This window comes from Pseudomonas sp. TH34, from assembly GCF_016650865.1.
Taxonomy (GTDB): domain Bacteria; phylum Pseudomonadota; class Gammaproteobacteria; order Pseudomonadales; family Pseudomonadaceae; genus Aquipseudomonas; species Aquipseudomonas yamanorum.
Genome location: NZ_JAEKFB010000001.1, coordinates 133,039 through 149,987 on the forward strand (window position 1 = coordinate 133,039; position 16,949 = coordinate 149,987).

A 16,949-nucleotide genomic window follows, 5' to 3' on the forward strand; every position below is an offset into this window, starting at 1 on the left:
CACCTGGTTTCACGGAGGATTGAATATGCTGTTGTTGTGGATACTGGTTCTGGTGGTGGGCATTGCCTACCTGGCGCACCGGCGCATCGCGCCCCTGCCCGCCATCGGCGTGGTCGCCGTCTACCTCTTGGCGATGGGCGCCTTCAGCCATGCTCCAGGCTGGTTGCTGTTGATCTTCTGGGTGCTGATCGCCGTGGTGGCCGCCCCGCTGCTGCTGCCGGACCTGCGTCGCAAGTACTTCACCGCGCCGCTGTTCAACTGGTTCCAGAAAGTCCTGCCGCCGATGTCCGAGACTGAGCGCGACGCCATCGACGCCGGCACCGTCTGGTGGGACGGCGAGCTGTTCAGCGGCCGCCCCGACTGGGACAAGTTGCTGGCCTATCCCAAGGCGCAACTGACCGAAGAAGAACAAGCCTTCATCGACGGTCCTACTGAAGAACTGTGCGCCATGGTCACCGACTGGGAAATCGGCCAGGCCATGGACCTGCCGCCCGCCGCTTGGGAGCACATCAAGCAGCACGGTTTTTTTGCCCTGATCATCCCCAAGGAATTCGGTGGCAAAGGCTTCTCCGCCTACGCCCACTCCCAGGTCGCGATGAAGCTGGCAACCCGCAGCGGCGACCTCGCCTCCACGGTCATGGTCCCCAACTCCCTGGGCCCGGCCGAATTGCTGCTGCACTACGGCACCGATGAACAGCGCAACCATTACCTGCCCCGCCTCGCCCGTGGCGACGATATCCCGTGTTTTGCCCTGACCGGTCCACTGGCGGGCTCCGATGCCGGCTCCATGCCCGACACCGGGGTGATCTGCAAAGGCGAATGGGAAGGCAAGGAAACCCTCGGCCTGCGCCTGAACTGGGAAAAACGCTACATCACCCTCGGCCCGGTGGCGACCCTGCTTGGCCTGGCCTTCAAGGCCCACGACCCGGACCACCTGCTGGGCGACAAAGAAGACCTCGGCATCAGCCTCGCGCTGATCCCCACCGACACACCGGGCGTTGAAATCGGCCGCCGTCACCTGCCACTGGGTGCCGCGTTCATGAACGGCCCCAACTCCGGCAAGGACGTGTTCATTCCCCTGGAGTTCCTGATCGGTGGCCAGGAAATGCTCGGCAAGGGCTGGATGATGCTGATGAACTGCCTGTCGGTAGGCCGTTCGATTTCCCTGCCAGCGGTTGGCACCGGCGCGGCCAAGTTCACCAGCCTGGTGACCGGCCAATATGCCCAGGTGCGTGAGCAGTTCAACGTACCGCTGGCGGCCTTTGAAGGCATCCAGGAAGCCTTGGCCCGCATCGGCGGTAACGCGTGGCTGATGGACAGCGCGCGAATGCTCACCTCCAATGCCGTCGACCTGGGAGAAAAACCCTCGGTGCTGTCGGCGATTCTCAAGTACCACCTGACCGAACGCGGCCGCGAGTGCATCAGCCATGCAATGGACGTGCACGGCGGCAAGGGCATCATCATGGGGCCCAACAACTACCTGGGCCGCAGCTGGCAAGGCGCGCCGATCTTCATCACCGTGGAAGGCGCGAATATCCTCTCGCGCAACCTGATGATCTTTGGCCAGGGTGCGATCCGCTGCCATCCGTTCGTACTCAAGGAAATGGCCCTGGCTGGTCGTGAAGACCATGACCAGGCCCTAAAGGAATTCGACGGACTGCTGCTGCAGCACATCGGGTTTGCCGTGAGCAACGCCGCCAGCACCCTGGTGCTGAACCTCGGTTTCGGCCACTTCGAGAAAGCCCCGGGCAATCGCTTGAGCCAGGGCTACTTCCGCGCACTCAACCGTCAGGCTGCTGCGTTTGCGATGCTGGCGGACCTGAGCATGATGCTGCTGGGCGGCGAGTTGAAACGTCGCGAACGCCTGTCGGCACGTCTCGGTGATGTGCTGAGCCATATGTACCTGGCGTCGGCGGCGCTCAAGCGTTATCACGACCTGGATTCGCCAGACCACCTGGAACCGCTCTTCGCTTGGGCCATGGAAGAAAGCCTTGGCCAGTCCGAGCGGGCACTGGATGAATTGCTGACCAACTTCCCGAGCAAGGTGTTGGGTTGTCTGTTGCGGGTGATCGTGTTCCCGTTCGGCCGCCGTCATAAAGGCCCGTCCGATGCACTGGATGCCGAGGTGGCCGCAGTGCTTGGTCGCGCCAAGGGTGACCCGACGCTGGAAGCAGTGCTAGCGGGCTGCTATCGCCCACAGTCCGCCGAAGATCCGGTGGGTGCCCTGCAACACGCCTACGACCTGTTGGCCGACAGCCATCCATTGCAGAAAAAACTCCACGAAGGCCTCAAGAGCGGCCAGGTCAAACCGACCGCCGGCGAACACGCCATCGACGCCGCGCTGCATGCCGGCGTGCTGCAACCAGCCGAGGCGCAGACCCTGCGTGACGCCGAAGCGGCACGACGCAAGGTGATCGACGTGGATGATTTCAGCAAGGAAGAGCTGACCCAGGCTGAGGGAAAAGTCCGCTGATCCCAGCGGTCATATAAAAACGGGCGCTTGAGCTATATACTCTCGCGCCCGTTTTGCTCTTGAGGACTTATCTCGTGTCCAATGTCGTTGCCGATCATCTCGTCTTGCTCGACCACCTGCGCAGCATCCTGGTTGCCGTCGGCGAAGCCGAACAGGTGCCCGAGGAAAGCCACCTCCTGTTCCTGGAGCGCTTCGATGAACTGCGCGCCCTGCTGCCCATCGACCCGATCGAAAGCCAGTACCTGGGCCAGGACATGATGAGCCAGGTCATCCTGCGCTACCCGCAAATTGCTCACCTGGTACCGCGCGACCTGCTGTGGTTCTTCGGTGGCGACTGCCTGCACTTCATGCCCGACGACGAACTGGACCTGTACCAGGCTCTGGAAGAGCGTCGCTTCGAAGCGGAACAGAACGATGAACCGTTCGACTGGAACCAGGAAAAGCAGTTGTTGGCCATGTCCAATGACCAGCCCAAGCACTGATTCAGGGCTAACGAAGATCCAATGTGGGAGCGGGCTTGCTCGCGAATGCGGTGTGTCAGTCAATATTTTAGGTGACTGATACGCCGCATTCGCGAGCAAGCCCGCTCCCACATTTCGATCGCATTCCTACCGTTTCTTCAGCGTCGGCTCTTTAGCCATGCACTCCACCAGATAATCAATAAACACCCGCAACTTCGGCGGCAGATATCGCGTCGGCGAATGCAGCAACCAGGCATCCCCGTGGTACGACGCAATAAAATCCCACCCCGGCAACACCTGCACCACCTCCCCCGCTTCCAGCGCATGCCGCGCCGTGAAATACGGCAAGCTGCCAATTCCCACATGCTGCAACACCGCATCCAGCCGCACCCCGGTGTGATTCGCCGCATACCGCCCGCGCACCCCGACCGTCACCGCCTTGCTGCCCTGGCGAAACTTCCAGCGCGCATCCCCAGGCGTCTCGCCCAGGTAGATGCAACTGTGCTCCAACAAATCATGGGGATCCTGCGGCGCACCGTGCTCCGCCAGGTAATGCGGCGTGGCGCAGATCAAGTGTTCGATAGGTAGTAATTGGCGCCCCACCAAGCCCGGCGGCGGGCTGTCGGTGATGCGGATGCTCAGGTCGACATTGTCATCAATCAGGTCAACATGCCGGTCCTCAAGGATCAATTGCACATCGACCTTGGGATAACGCCGCAGAAATTCCGGCATATGGGGATGCACCACAAAACGCCCCACCGCCTTGGGCACGCTGACCCGCACCAACCCTTCGGCTTCATGGGTGTACTGCCCGCTGATTTCCATTACAGAACGCGCGGCGCTGACCATCTCCTGGCAGCGCTTGAACACCTCTTCGCCTCCTTCGCTGAGGCGCAACTTGCGCGTGGTGCGTTGCAGCAGGCGGGTCGCCAGGGCTTTTTCCAGGCGCGAGATGCTGCGGCTCACAGAGGACGGCGATGCACCCAATTGCCGTGCGGCCTCGGAAAAGCTGCCGGTTTCCACCACCTTGACGAAAATCGCCATTTCGCCGAGCAGAGGCAAGGGAAGATTGATGCTCATGACGCACAAGTCCATTGAGATTTGAACGGATTATCACCCATTGGCGCACTTCTTATACTGCCGGATAGAAACCCTGATGCGGATGTAGATGATGACCCAGCGCCTGTTTTTTACCCATGACCACCTGAATGCCGAACTTGAAGTGCTGGGATGCACACCTTTTGATAACCAATTTGCGGTAGTCCTGCAGTCGACGATCTTCCACCCCCAAGGTGGCGGCCAGCCATGCGACACCGGCTGGCTGGGAGAAAGCCAGGTGTTGAAGGTCGTGCAGGAAGGCGATCGCATCGTGCATTACGTCGACCGCCCCGTAGCACCCGGCGCGATACAGGCACGCGTCGATGAAGACCGCCGTAACCTGCACACGCGCCTGCATTCAGCCGGGCATCTGATCGGCAATGCCGGCGAAACCCTGGGCTGGATGCCGATCAAGGCCCATCACTGGCCGGGCGAAGGCAAGATCACCTTTATTCGCGGTACTTCGGCTCAACCCATGGACGCCGAGGCGATTCAGCGGCAAGTCGACCAATGGATCGCCGCCAACCTGCCGCGCCATATGGCACTGGATGAGGGCACGCGGGAAGTGGGTTTTGGCGAGCTGCCGGCCTATGCCTGCGGCGGTACGCATGTGCAGGCATTGGGGGACGTGGGCCAAGTGACGATCCTGGCCCTCTCCGAGAAAAAGGGTGCGTTGTCGGTGCGCTATACCCTGGACTGACTAAACCGCAATCGCTCCCGCCCTGCCCGACTCCACCACAAACGACTTGAGGGTTGAGACACTGGCATTCGGATCCTTCGGATCGGAAATCACCCGGAAGTGCGTCAGCATGCTCTTCTCCTCAAGCGCTACCGACACATAGCCGCGCTGGCGGCTGTCGAAAAACTTTACATGGGGATTGAGCGGCAGGATCGCACTGAACGCCTCAAACGGCGGCCCGTCAGAGGTCACCGAGGTGCCGACAAACTCGGTAGCGACCACCGGCGAATCCAGGTTCCCTCCGTCAGCGTGCAGGTCCGTCGCCCAGAACGAGTGAATATCGCCACCCCAGAACACCGGGTTATTCACCTTCCTGCGCACCATCGAAGCGAGCATCCGTTCACGGTTGGCCATGTAACCATCCCAGCCATCGGTCCAGCGGCCAGGCTTGTGATTGGTCAGGTCTCGTTGTGTGAGCGGCGCGACCAACAGGTCCTGGGCGATCACGTTCCATTGCGCCCGGGACTCGGCGAAACCTTGATCCAGCCAAGCCTCCTGCTCCCAGCCGAGCATGGTGCGACGGGGATCGCGCAGGTCGGCACAGGTATTCGCGGCCACATGCCCCTTGTGGCTGCCATTGGCCAGGATGCACGGCTGCTCGGAGCGGTACTGGCGACCGTCCAGCACATGGAAACGCGCCAGTCGGCCGTAGTCCAAACGCCGATAAATGCGCATGTCCGGCCCTCGCGGCAGGCTGCTCGCCCGCAGCGGCATATGCTCGTAGAACGCCTGGTAGGCCGCCGCCCGCTGCTTGAGAAAACTCGCCACCGGGATGTTCGGGTCCTGGGACCATTCATTGGCATAGTCATTTTGCACTTCGTGATCGTCCCAGGTGACCACACTGGGCGCCGCGGCATGCAGTGCCTGCAAATCCGGATCGGTCTTGTACAGGGCGTAACGGTTGCGGTAATCCACCAGGTTCAGCGCATTGCCGCTGCCGTGGGGGCGAATGATCTTGCCGGAATCAGCCGCGTAGGAACTGTCATAGATGTAATCACCGAGGAAAAACACCAGGTCCGGCTGCTCATCTGCCAAGTGACGATAGGCGCTGAAGTAGCCTCGCTCCCAATGAGAGCAGGAAACAAAACCCAACTGCGCCGACGCCATGGCATGCACCGCCGGGGCCGTACGCGACTGCCCCACCGGGCTTTGCGCGCCGAGGCCTTCGAACTGGTACCAGTACGGTCGACCCGCTTCCAGCCCGGCGACTTCCACATGCACCGAATGGGCGAAACACTCGCTGGCCATCACCTCGCCCTGGCGCACAACCCGCGTCATCGCCGCATCACTGGCCACCTTCCAGCGCACCGGCACTGCTCGGTTCAATCCGCCGCGACCGTCTGCGGCATTGAACAACGGCGCGAGGCGCGTCCAGATCACGAAACCATCGGGCAACGGATCGCCTGAAGCCACGCCGAGGGTGAAGGGATAGTCGATGCCTGCACTGCGGGCAAAAGGACTAAGGATCGAAAACGCGGTGGCAACTGCAAGCCCGCCCAGTACGCGACGGCGGTCGTGATCGACGCTCATCAACCGCGCTCCGTCCAGTCGGCACGCACCAGGCCGTACAACAACATGTCCTCGTACACCCCGTTCTTGAGGAAGGCGCCCTTCATGCACCCTTCGTAAGCCAAGCCGATTTTTTCCATGACCCGAGCGGACCCTTTGTTACGGGCAAAGCACTGGCTGCCCACACGCTGCAGCGCCAATTCGCTAAACCCAAACGCCATGATCTGCGCCGCTGCTTCGGCGGCATAACCCTGGCTTCGACAATGGGCGGCCACCCAATACCCGAGATGCCCACTTCGATGAGCCGCAGACAACCTGAGGCTGATCACGCCGATCAATTCGCCCGTTTCCCGCAGATGAATACCCAGCCCCAGTGAATGCCCCGAGCGGTAATTCTCTGCCTGGCCATCAATAAAGACGTGTGCGGTTTCCAAGGTGTAAGGCGATGGAATCGCAGCCGTGTTGTTCGCAATATCGGGATCGTTGGCCAGCACCGACAACGTCTCGGCCTGCTCCTTTTGCAGAGGTTTCAACAGCAGGCGCGGGGTGGATAAATGCGGCAGTGCAATGCTCATGCAGAGGGACTCGCGAAATAAATTCTCCAAGAATGTACCCGCGTCGTGTCAGTTTCATTACGTAGATAAATAGACCCACGAGTCGTCTGTAAGACGCGTCCTAGAGCCTTAAAAGCTTAAATTAAAGTTAACCATTCGGTCATTTTTGGTTGCTAGCGTGTCGCCCCTAATCAACGGTGGGGTAGCGGAATGAGAACTTGGGATGAACCCAAAAAGCGCAAGGCACACATCGAACTGATCCCGATGATCGACGTGATGATGTTCCTGTTGGTGTTTTTTGTACTGGTGAGTTTGAACGTGATTCCGGCCCTGGGCATGAAGACTCAGTTGCCGAGCGCCAGCAGTTCACAACAGCTCAAGCCGCAGAATAAATTCATCCTGACCCTGGGCCTGGAAGGCCAGCTGCAGCTCGATGGCAAGGACATGAGCGTCGAGGCACTGGTGCCTGCTCTCAAGGCCGCCGAGAAGCCTGACACCAAGTCGACGATCATCGTCAACAGCGACAAAGGCGTGGAAGTGTCGCGCCTGGTCGAGGTGATGGACACCCTGCGCGTGGGTGGCTTTACCTCTGTCTCCATCGCCACGAAAAAGTCCTGATCATGTATGCCTTGTTTCGTGCGCGTCGGCTGCTGGGCAGTGTCCCGGCCCTGATCGCCCTGGTGCTGATTGCACTGGGTATCCAGTCCCAACCCCTGAAGATCCAGCCGCAGTACGACGAGTCGGCGGTTGAACTTGCCTTGGTGGAGCCCGAGCCGGAAGTGGTCCCCGAGCCCGTGGTGGAGCAAGAGCCACCGCCGCCGGTGATCGAAGACGAAGAGGCCGAACCCGCCCCGCCGCCTCCGCCACCCAAACCGGTGCCCAAGCCTCTGCCAAAACCTGAGCCCAAGCCAAAACCGGTGCCCAAGCCCGTGGTCGCCAAGCCAACGCCTGTGCCTGCGCCAGCTCCGGTGGCCGCCAAACCGGTGCAAGCCGCTCCCGCACCCACGCCAGCACCCGCCGCGCCACCGGCGCCGCCGAAAGTCGACGGTCAGGCGCTGGAAGGCGGCTACCTCAAGGGCTTGCGCAACGAGTTGGACAACTACAAGCAATACCCCACCGGGCGCCAGGCGTCCCTCGAACGCCCCAGTGGCGAGGTGGTGGTCTGGTTAATGGTGGACCGCCAAGGCCGCGTCCTCGACTCCGGGATCCAGACCCCGGCGCCGAGCATGCTGCTCAACCGGGCCGCCACCAACAGCCTGCGCCGTATCAAGCAGGTGAAACCGTTCCCCGAACAAGCCTTCGGTGGACGTAACGAGCAGCGCTTCACCGCCACCTTCAACTACAGCGTGCAATAAGCACACACCACCAGGACGACAGTGATGAAGTTCACCCGGATTCATCTGGCACTCGTTGCCGCGACGAGCATGACCCATGGAGTGGTCATGGCAGACACCAGCGACAGTGACGTCGGGACTATTGGGGTACAGGGCAAGGCAACCGCGGGGGGCGGTTACATGGTCCAGGAAGAGAGCGCCAAGGGCCGCTCGACCATCACCAAGGAAGCGCTGGACAAACAGACGGCCACCGGCAACGCCATCGACAAGCTCAAGTACACCCCGGGCCTGAACATCTCCAGTGAAGACAACACCGGCCTCTCGGGTTTCCGCTTCACCATGCGCGGCATGAACTCCGACCAGGTCGGTATGTCGGTGGACGGCATGCCGATCAACGACTCCGGCAACTACGCCTTGTACTCCAACCTGTTGGGCGACCCGGAAAACATCGACCAGATTTTCGTCACCCAGGGCTCGTCGGAAGCCGACGGCCCGCACATCGGTTCCAGCGGCGGCAACATCGGCATCGTGACCATTCGCCCCACCAAGGAAACCGGTGCCTTCGTCAAGCAAGTGGTCGGCAGCAACGCCACCCGCAAGACCTTTGCCCGCCTCAACACCGGTGAAGTCAACGGCCTGAGCAACTGGCTGTCGGCCTCCCACACCGAAGGCCAGATGTGGCGCGGCTCGGGTGCCGTGCGTGCGGACAAGGTGGAGTGGAACAGCTTCTTCGACGCCGGCAACGGCAACACCGCCAACCTGATCCTCAAGTACCACGAGCAGGACAACAACAGCTACAGCCAACTGACCAAGTCACAGTTCCAGCAGTACGGCCGCAAGTACGACCCGTATCCGGCGACACCGGCGGTGGGCGCCAACGGCAAGATCAGCAGCTACTACGACCTGGCGCAGAACCCGTTCCAGACCTTCACCGCCGTGCTCAACACCCAGTACAAACTGAGCGACAATCTGTCCCTCTCGGTGATCCCGTATTACTACTACGGCAACGGCAGTGGCGTGGGCTCTTCGGCCTATGCGCTGAACAGTGGCTCGAACAAGGGCGGCGTTTTCGACCTCGGCAACCTGCCGACACAGGCTCAATACAACGCCGACGGTTCCGCGACCACCGGCGTCTACTACCGCCCTTCGCGCACCCAGACCTGGCGCCCGGGCATCACCACCAAGCTGAACTGGGACCTGGGCGATCACAGCCTGCAATTCGGCTACTGGTACGAACGCGCCCGCCAAAGCCAGACCCAGCCGTTCATTGCCCTGAAGAACAACGGCAAGCCGAGCGACACCTGGCCCGACGGCAACTCCGTGGTCGACGCCAACGGCAACACCGTGCAGGGGCGCGACCGCTACACCGTGACGCCGGCGCAGAAGGTCTGGACCCAGGACACCTGGTACATCAACTCGGACTGGACACTGATCGCCGGCATCGCCTACATGAACGTCGAGCGTGACGGCACCAACCACGGCAGCCTCACCGAGCAACCGGGCAAGGCCAGCCAGACCTACAACAAACTGCTGCCCAACGCCGGCCTGAAGTACCAGATCGACGAGCGTGACCAGTTGTTCTATAGCCTGTCGCGCAACATGCGGATTCCGCAGAACTACGTGCTGTACGACAAAGGCGTCGGCTCCCTCGACTCCAAGCCGGAACTCAGCTGGAACCAGGAGCTGGGCTGGCGCTACACCGGCGAAGACAGCACCCTCGCCGCCACCTTGTTCTACATGCAGTTCAAGAATCGCCAACTCACCTCCCTGGACAGCAATGGTGATTCCGCCGATATCAACGCCGGCACCGTCATCAACAAAGGCCTGGAACTGGAGTGGAGCGGCAAGCTGCCGCACAACTTCAACTACTACACCTCCTACACCTACACCAGCTCCAAGCAGCAGGATGACCTGACGGTGTACAGCGCCGGCAAGCCGATCGTGCTGCCCACCAGCGGCAAGCAATTCGCCAACGTGCCGACCAACATGCTCGCAGCCAACGTCGGCTATGACGACGGGCGCTTCTACGGCACCTTCGGCGGCAAGTTCACCAGCAAGCTCTATGGCGACCTGACCAACGACGAAGCCATCTCCGCCCGCATCGTTTTCAACCTCGGCGCCGGTATCTACCTGCCGGTGGACAAGAAAGTCGTCAAGGACGCAACCCTGCGCCTGAACGTCGACAACCTGTTCGACAAGAAGTACCTGGACGGCGTGTACACCACCAAGACCAACTCGGCGAGCTACAGCGGTTTCCGCGACGGCGACCCGGCTTACATCGTTGGGCTTGACCGCACCGTCACCGTATCCCTGGAAGCCAATTTCTAACTGCGAGGCTCAGCATCATGGACATGAACCTGCTTCACCAAATCACCTTTTATGTGATGTACGCCGCCCTGGCGATTGCGATCTTCATCACCATCGAACGTGGCATCTACTTCGCCTACGTGCGCCGTCAGGCCCGTGCGCTGACTGAAGTGCTGGGCGCCAATGTGCACAGCGAGCGTGACCTGCCGGAAAACCTGACCCGCCGCGACAGCCTGCCACTGAGCATGGTGCTGCCGATCCTGGCGCAGAAGGCTTCCAATGGTTCGCGCAAGGACCTGGACGACGAGATCGAAACCCAGTACCTCAAGACCCGCGCGCCGCTGTCCCGCAGCCTGTGGATCATCGAAACCATCACCACCGCCGCGCCGCTGCTCGGCCTGCTGGGCACCATTCTCGGCATCATCGACACCTTCAAAGCGCTGGCCACTGCCGGCGTGTCCGACCCGGGCCAGATTTCCGGTGGTATCGGTACGGCCCTGTTCGCCACGGGTTTGGGTATCGCCATCGCGCTGTTCTGCGTGGTGTTCCACAACTTCTTCCAGGACAGCCTGGAGCGCATCAACGACCAGCTGAAAATCCTGCTGATCCGCGCTGCGACCGGTGCCCGCGTACAGGGTGAAGTGCCGCACCTGGTGCCGACACCGCTGCATACCCGCACAGCATGACCTTCAAGGCGGGCGCATGATGCGCCCGCCTTTCTTTTTGCCCGATGAGACGCCTATGTCCCTCTCGATGAAGTTGCGTATCGCAGGCCTGACCGGCTTGCTCCTCAGTCCGCTTGCCCAGGCGGACTTTTCAATTCCGGGGTTTGAACTGGTGCACACCGTGCCGGTGGATACCACGTTGGGCACGGCCGATTTGCGTCAGCCGGGCCCGGTGTGGATCGAGTTGTTTGACGGTGCAAAAAACAGCATTGATATCGGCCAGTTCTACGCGGCCGACCATCCCGGCTCGGTGATGGACACGGTCATCGAACACCTGGAAGCCGCCGGCAAGCGCGGGGTGAAAATCCGCTTTCTGTTGGAAGAAAAAGGTATCCGGCTGTCGGAAGCGTCGACCCTGGAGCGCTTGCGCGCGATTCCCAACCTGACCTTCCGCGTGCTTTCGTACGGGCAACTGAGTGGCGGAATCATCCACGCGAAATACATGGTGGTGGACGGCAAGCAGGCGTTTATCGGCAGCCAGAACTTCGACTGGCGTTCGCTGGAGCATATCCACGAAACCGGTTTGCGCATCAGCGATACAACCGTGGTCAGCCAGGTGCAGGCGATCTTCAATCAGGACTGGCAAGCCCAGGCCGCCCTTACAGATAAACAACCCGTGCCGCTGCCGGCTGCGGGCCAGGAGCAGGGACGCACCGGCAACTATCTGGTGGCCAGCCCACAACGCTACAATCCGCCCGGCGTGGGCGATTCACAATTGGAACTGCCGCGCCTGTTGAGCGAGGCCAAGAAAGAAGTGCGCGTGCAACTGCTCGACTACGCGCCGCTGTCCTACGGGCCGGACCGAACCCGGCCGTACTACGCGGTGATCGACAACGCCGTGCGCGCCGCCGCAGCGCGTGGTGTGTCGGTGAAGCTGATGGTGTCCAACTGGAACACCGAAGCCCTGGAATTGCCGTACCTGAAAAGCCTGGCCGTGCTGCCCAACGTAGAGGTCAAAATCGTTACCCTGCCGCAGGCCAAGCAAGGGTTTATTCCTTACGCGCGGGTGATCCACAGCAAGACCATGGAAATCGACGGGCAAGTGGCGTGGGTGGGGACCAGTAACTGGCTGGGTGGTTACTTCGATAACTCGCGCAACCTGGAAGTGGTGATGCATGACGCGGCGATGGCCAAGCGTGTGGGCGAGCTGCATGCGCAATTGTGGGATGGGCCGTATGCCAAGGCACTGGATGTAGCGGCGCAGTACCCGGAACCGCATCCTGGCAAGCCTTGATAACCCATTTCAAACTTCACCGAAAAACCCAGTGGGAGCGGGCTTGCTCGCGAAGGCGCTGCCGTAACACGGCAGCAGTCTGCCCCTCAGAAGTCGGGGCGTGGTGGTGCGCAGCGCGCGTCAGTTCTCACCGCTGAATATGCCGGAAAATGCCCTGAGCCTGGGGTTTGTCTCGCTTGACCGGGATGAGATCCGGGAAGTCATACTGCGTTTGGCGCGGGTGATGAGCAGGCGTTGACGACACGCATGCATCGACAAAAGCTAGAGCGCGCCATGGCCGCTGTTTTGGAGCCGAGCAAGGTCGGGACACTCGAGCAACAGCGCCCGATTGCCCCGACCGATATGCTCCATCACCGCCAGCGTGATGAACTCGCGCACCATCCCGCTCGAGACGTAATACATCGCCCAGGCTTGTTCGGGCGTGCAATGGCCGATCTGTTCTTCGATTTCCTTGTAGGCCTGGTATTCGTCCGGCTTCAGAAAGTATGGGTTAGCCGCATGGCGCATGATTTTTCTCCTCCCTGGAAACGCTGCGACAGCCCCTTAGTCTGCCGACGGATAAAGCGGGGCCGTTATGGCCCCATTCATACGCCTGCGCTGATCGACTTTCGTCGAGCGACTCCTCCCATCATGTTTATGGAGCAATGCCTTGATGCGGTTCAGCAGTCGTTCATCATTACCCTGTGACGCGAGGCCATGGGTTCTTTGCGCCTCATAGGCCTCAACCATCTTTATCAGCGTCACTAATTGATGACTGTCGGCTTTGGTTTCTTTGCAAATAGCCATGTAACCCTCTGCCAATAAAGATGAATGCCAAGCGGGTTATGTACCGCTCTTGACCTTGGTCCACACACGCGTGCGGATTCGTTCTAACTTCAACGGTAGTGGTTCAAGCGGAACAAGTGTGGCAACCGTATTCTTGTCAGGATAAATCCAAGGGTTGTCGCGCAGCTTCTGCTCGACGAACTCAGTGGCGTCCTTGTTAGCGTTCGGGTAAAGCGTGTGGTTCGAGCTCTTGGCAATCACTTGTGGTTCAAGCATGTAATTGATGAAAGCCAGACCTTCCTTGGCATGGGGCGCATCTTTGAGCAGCACAAAATTTTCCGACCAGACCAGCCCACCTTCGCGCGGCAGGCTGTAGGCAATCTTGCGCCCGGTGTTGTTTTTCTCGTTGATGGCCTGCGCCGTCAGTGCCCCGCTCGCCCAACCCACGACCACGCATATGTTGCCATCAGCAAAGTCGGCATCGGTTCTGGAAGAGTCGAAGTAGAGGACGTAAGGGCGGATTTTCAATAGCAGCGCCTGTGCCTTCAGGTAATCCTCTGGGTTCTGGCTGTTACTCGGCAGCCCGAGGTAATGCAGAGCGATGGAGATGATTTCACTCGGAGAGTCGAGCATCGCCACGCCGCACGACTTGAGCTTGCTGATGTTTTCTTCTTTGAAGATCAAGTCCCAACTGTCCACCGGGGCGTTATCACCCAGGGCCGCTTTGACTTTATCCACGTCGTAGCCAATGCCGGTGGTGCCCCACAAGTAAGGCACGGCGTAGAGATTGCCGGGATCATTTATCGCAAGCAACGCCATCATCTCGGGGTCGAGATGGGAGTAGTTGCTCAGTTGGCTGCGGTCCAGCGGCGCCAGGACGCCAGCCTGAATCAGGCTTGGCAAGACATTGGACGTGGCAACGACGACGTCGTACCCGGTGCGCCCAGCCATGGCTTTGCTTTGCATGACCTCGGCACTGTCGAAGGTATCCACGTGCATCTTGGCGCCAGTTTTCTGCTCGAATTCTTTCGGCGTCTCAGGGGCGATCAACCCGAACCAGTTGTACAGATTGACCCGTGGCTCTGCCGCCGCTGCCGGCGTGCTTGCGCCAACACAGACAAGCGAGGCCAAAAAAATGGCTCGCAAATGTGATTTATTCATATAACTATCCTTGTCATAACGAATGGCCTTCATGGCCATCACCACTGGTGGGTGAATATACCCGCCGTCGTCGATTAGTAAATACCTACAAGTACTTAGCTCAGACCTATGAATCCCTAACCCTAAAGGGGTAGTAAATGTCACTCGACCTTCATGACTTGGCCTGGCACCGGTCGGCCGGCAAGCTGATCATGGAGCTGAACCGCCCGGCTTTCTGGAGCTCTCTGGTTCGCGTATTAAAAGAATACGTACAGATCGATAACTGGGTTGTATTGGTGTTCAGCGATCAACACGTCACTGTGATCTCCGTGCCCGAAGTTGCCGACACCGAGGAAGTGGATGCACTGACACAACGCTACGTAAAAGGGCTTTATTTGCTCGACCCTTTTTACATAGCCAACCGTGAAAACCCACAGAGTGGCTTTTTCCATTTGTCAGACATCGCGCCGGAGCATTTCCTGACTACCGAGTATTACCACCAGTATTTCGCCCCGTATGTCTCTGTGGATGAGGTGCAGTACAACGTGCAGCTCGACGCGAACAGAACGCTGTGTATTTCCTTCGGCAGTAACGTGCGCTTCAGCCCGGAGCAGATCACCACACTGGAGATCATCAAGCCTTGGGTCATGGCATTGATGCATCAACGCATGTGCGTTGAGACGGACCTGGAAAAAAATCTCAGTGAGCCACCACCGTGGTCGGAAGCCATCGTTCAACTCGGCACGCAGATAACCGCGCGTGAAAAGGATGTACTCAAATTGCTGCTCAGCGGCTTTTCGAACAAAGAGATCGCCGGCAAATTGTCCCTGTCTACCGAAACAATCAAGGTGCACCGGCGCAACATTTACAACAAGTTGAACATCAAGTCGCAGTCCGAACTGTTCTCACGCTTTTTTATACCGAAGCAAGACGCTTACGCGCCGAACTAGATTCGGCGGATAAAAAGCCGCGCACACAAAAACGCCGATCATTGCTGATCGGCGTTTTCGTTAAATATGGAGCGGGAAACGAGACTCGAACTCGCGACCCCGACCTTGGCAAGGTCGTGCTCTACCAACTGAGCTATTCCCGCAAATGGCGTCCCCTAGGGGACTCGAACCCCTGTTACCGCCGTGAAAGGGCGGTGTCCTAGGCCACTAGACGAAGGGGACACGCTACTGAAACACATGGTGTGTATTTCAGTGCCCAGAGATTAAATCCGAAGATTATGCCCTGGTTTCACTCAGTGCCGCCCGAGAGCAACACTGCTTAAATTTGGAGCGGGAAACGAGACTCGAACTCGCGACCCCGACCTTGGCAAGGTCGTGCTCTACCAACTGAGCTATTCCCGCATATGGCGTCCCCTAGGGGACTCGAACCCCTGTTACCGCCGTGAAAGGGCGGTGTCCTAGGCCACTAGACGAAGGGGACACACGTACAACATTCACTCCCTACCGCGTTTCGCTGTGTGCTTTACGCTGTAAGTGGCGCGCATTCTATGGATGGATTGGGAGGTCGTCAACCCCCAAGGATAAATTTATTTAAATCAATGACTTCGCCGTGGTTTACGGAGGTTGCAAGGGTTTCTCGCCGTCCAGGCTTTGGCGCCTATATTCTGGCGTTCCACAAGACGCTATAGTTGGCCACAGCAAATGATGGCAATGTGCATCTACGCAGGGACTGCCCAGCTATATAGAAGAAACTACTGACGCAACTGGTCGCTCAGTCCTATCCGGCCACTGCACCAGTCACTACACTTCAACGCAAACCCCATAAAGAGGTCACACCGGTGACACCACTCATGATCACCCTGCTGGTAATAGCCGGGATCGTAATACTGATCGCCATTGGCTACATGAACCACGTGGTGGAAAACAATAAGCTGGAAAAGAACCGGACCCGGATCGAACTCAATGACCGGCTGCGTCGCTGCGGTGAAATCACCGAGACCTTTCCAGGCCAATTGATGACGCCGCGACTCAAGTTGCTGCTGACCCGCCTGGAGCTCAACGTCAACCAGCGCCTGTTGAATCTGGACAAGTCGAATGCGGCGCTCAAGGCACGCATCACCGAACTCAACGCACTGGTGGCCCAGGGCGAATCGATTCCGGTGAACAACCCGCCCGGCCCGATCCAGACCGAAGCCAAGGCCAAGGATGTACGGTTCCTGCTGGAAGCCCTGCATGGCCAGGTCACTCGCGCGGCCCAGGACGGTTTCCTGCCGACCAATGAAGCCAAGCACTGGATCAAGGAAATCCGCCACATCCTGGTGTTGCTGCACATCGAGTTCTTCAACAACCTGGGCCAGCACGCGCTGCAACAAGGCCAGCCTGGCCAGGCACGCCTGGCGTTCGAACGCGGCGTGCAGTACCTGCGCAAACAGCCGGAGCCCGTGGCGTACAGCCAGCAACTGCAATTGCTGGAGAAACAACTGGCGCGCGCCAACTCCATGGTGCTGACCAACCTCGAGCCGGCTGAAGACGAGGTCAACGAATTGACCCAAGGCTTGAAAGAGGTGGATGCGGACGCGGACTGGAAGAAGAAAGCCATCTACGACTGATCCCCTGCCATTGTGGTGGGCGGTAAACCCGCTCGCCACATGCCATCACT

General features: G+C 59.6%; 15 protein-coding genes and 4 tRNA genes. 10 read left to right on the forward strand and 9 right to left on the reverse strand.

Annotated elements, in window-relative coordinates:
• The first annotated feature begins 25 nt into the window (after positions 1-25).
• Both JFU58_RS00580 and JFU58_RS00585 read left to right on the forward strand, forming a co-directional pair.
• Positions 26-2,473 carry an acyl-CoA dehydrogenase gene (locus JFU58_RS00580; protein WP_201139682.1) on the forward strand — a complete coding sequence of 816 codons (2,448 nt, stop codon included), beginning with the start codon at positions 26-28 and terminating at the stop codon, positions 2,471-2,473.
• A 74-nt stretch (positions 2,474-2,547) separates the two neighbouring features.
• Positions 2,548-2,955 (forward strand): PA2817 family protein, encoded by a 408-nt coding sequence (locus JFU58_RS00585; protein ID WP_003217220.1) that lies wholly within the window; start codon positions 2,548-2,550, stop codon positions 2,953-2,955.
• Positions 2,956-3,081: 126 nt separating this feature from the next.
• On the opposite strand, the gene JFU58_RS00590 is transcribed toward JFU58_RS00585, so the two are convergent.
• Positions 3,082-4,014, reverse strand: coding sequence for a LysR family transcriptional regulator (locus tag JFU58_RS00590; protein ID WP_177071971.1), 933 nt, complete (start codon positions 4,012-4,014; stop codon positions 3,082-3,084).
• Between the two features lie 91 nt (positions 4,015-4,105).
• Here JFU58_RS00590 and JFU58_RS00595 point away from each other — a divergent pair, with 91 nt between their 5' ends.
• Positions 4,106-4,732, forward strand: a complete 627-nt coding sequence (locus JFU58_RS00595; RefSeq protein ID WP_177027298.1) for an alanyl-tRNA editing protein — start codon at positions 4,106-4,108, stop codon at positions 4,730-4,732.
• Here the strand turns inward: JFU58_RS00595 and JFU58_RS00600 are convergent, their stop codons facing one another.
• Positions 4,733-6,301, reverse strand: a complete 1,569-nt coding sequence (locus JFU58_RS00600; protein ID WP_201139683.1) for an alkaline phosphatase D family protein — start codon at positions 6,299-6,301, stop codon at positions 4,733-4,735.
• Entirely contained in the window at positions 6,301-6,855 is a 555-nt protein-coding gene (locus JFU58_RS00605) for a GNAT family N-acetyltransferase (RefSeq protein WP_201139684.1), read from the reverse strand. The genes JFU58_RS00600 and JFU58_RS00605 overlap by 1 nt, the downstream gene beginning before the upstream one ends.
• 189 nt (positions 6,856-7,044) lie before the next feature.
• Between JFU58_RS00605 and JFU58_RS00610 the strand changes: the two genes are divergently transcribed.
• Genes JFU58_RS00610 through JFU58_RS00630 form a run of 5 tightly spaced genes read left to right on the forward strand, consistent with a single transcriptional unit; the run spans position 7,045 to position 12,434 of the window.
• Positions 7,045-7,452 (forward strand): ExbD/TolR family protein, encoded by a 408-nt coding sequence (locus JFU58_RS00610; RefSeq protein ID WP_017480231.1) that lies wholly within the window; start codon positions 7,045-7,047, stop codon positions 7,450-7,452.
• 2 nt (positions 7,453-7,454) lie between these two features.
• Positions 7,455-8,189 carry an energy transducer TonB family protein gene (locus tag JFU58_RS00615; RefSeq protein WP_201139685.1) on the forward strand — a complete coding sequence of 245 codons (735 nt, stop codon included), beginning with the start codon at positions 7,455-7,457 and terminating at the stop codon, positions 8,187-8,189.
• Positions 8,190-8,213: 24 nt separating this feature from the next.
• Complete coding sequence (locus JFU58_RS00620) at positions 8,214-10,496, forward strand: TonB-dependent receptor (protein ID WP_201139686.1); 2,283 nt, start codon at positions 8,214-8,216, stop codon at positions 10,494-10,496.
• A 17-nt stretch (positions 10,497-10,513) separates the two neighbouring features.
• The gene (locus JFU58_RS00625) at positions 10,514-11,161 is read left to right on the forward strand and encodes a MotA/TolQ/ExbB proton channel family protein (RefSeq protein ID WP_201139687.1); all 648 of its coding nucleotides are present in this window, start codon (positions 10,514-10,516) and stop codon (positions 11,159-11,161) included.
• A 55-nt stretch (positions 11,162-11,216) separates the two neighbouring features.
• Positions 11,217-12,434, forward strand: coding sequence for a phospholipase D-like domain-containing protein (locus JFU58_RS00630; protein ID WP_201139688.1), 1,218 nt, complete (start codon positions 11,217-11,219; stop codon positions 12,432-12,434).
• Between the two features lie 261 nt (positions 12,435-12,695).
• On the opposite strand, the gene JFU58_RS00635 is transcribed toward JFU58_RS00630, so the two are convergent.
• Positions 12,696-12,941: a hypothetical protein gene (locus JFU58_RS00635; protein WP_093207624.1), complete on the reverse strand. Its 246-nt coding sequence runs from the start codon at positions 12,939-12,941 to the stop codon at positions 12,696-12,698.
• Positions 12,942-13,256: 315 nt separating this feature from the next.
• On the reverse strand, positions 13,257-14,360 hold the full coding sequence (locus JFU58_RS00640) for a polyamine ABC transporter substrate-binding protein (RefSeq protein WP_063028255.1): 1,104 nt from the start codon (positions 14,358-14,360) through the stop codon (positions 13,257-13,259).
• Positions 14,361-14,497: 137 nt separating this feature from the next.
• Here JFU58_RS00640 and JFU58_RS00645 point away from each other — a divergent pair, with 137 nt between their 5' ends.
• The gene (locus JFU58_RS00645) at positions 14,498-15,289 is read left to right on the forward strand and encodes a response regulator transcription factor (RefSeq protein ID WP_201139689.1); all 792 of its coding nucleotides are present in this window, start codon (positions 14,498-14,500) and stop codon (positions 15,287-15,289) included.
• A gap of 67 nt (positions 15,290-15,356) precedes the next feature.
• Here the strand turns inward: JFU58_RS00645 and JFU58_RS00650 are convergent.
• From JFU58_RS00650 to JFU58_RS00665, 4 genes are all read right to left on the reverse strand, one after another.
• A tRNA-Gly gene (locus JFU58_RS00650) sits at positions 15,357-15,432 on the reverse strand.
• A gap of 3 nt (positions 15,433-15,435) precedes the next feature.
• Positions 15,436-15,511, reverse strand: a tRNA-Glu gene (locus tag JFU58_RS00655).
• 104 nt (positions 15,512-15,615) lie between these two features.
• A tRNA-Gly gene (locus tag JFU58_RS00660) sits at positions 15,616-15,691 on the reverse strand.
• A 3-nt stretch (positions 15,692-15,694) separates the two neighbouring features.
• Positions 15,695-15,770 (reverse strand) — tRNA-Glu (locus tag JFU58_RS00665).
• Positions 15,771-16,140: 370 nt separating this feature from the next.
• On the opposite strand from JFU58_RS00665, the gene JFU58_RS00670 reads away from it, so the two are divergent.
• Positions 16,141-16,899 carry a hypothetical protein gene (locus JFU58_RS00670; RefSeq protein ID WP_207198168.1) on the forward strand — a complete coding sequence of 253 codons (759 nt, stop codon included), beginning with the start codon at positions 16,141-16,143 and terminating at the stop codon, positions 16,897-16,899.
• The last annotated feature ends 50 nt before the right edge of the window (positions 16,900-16,949 follow it).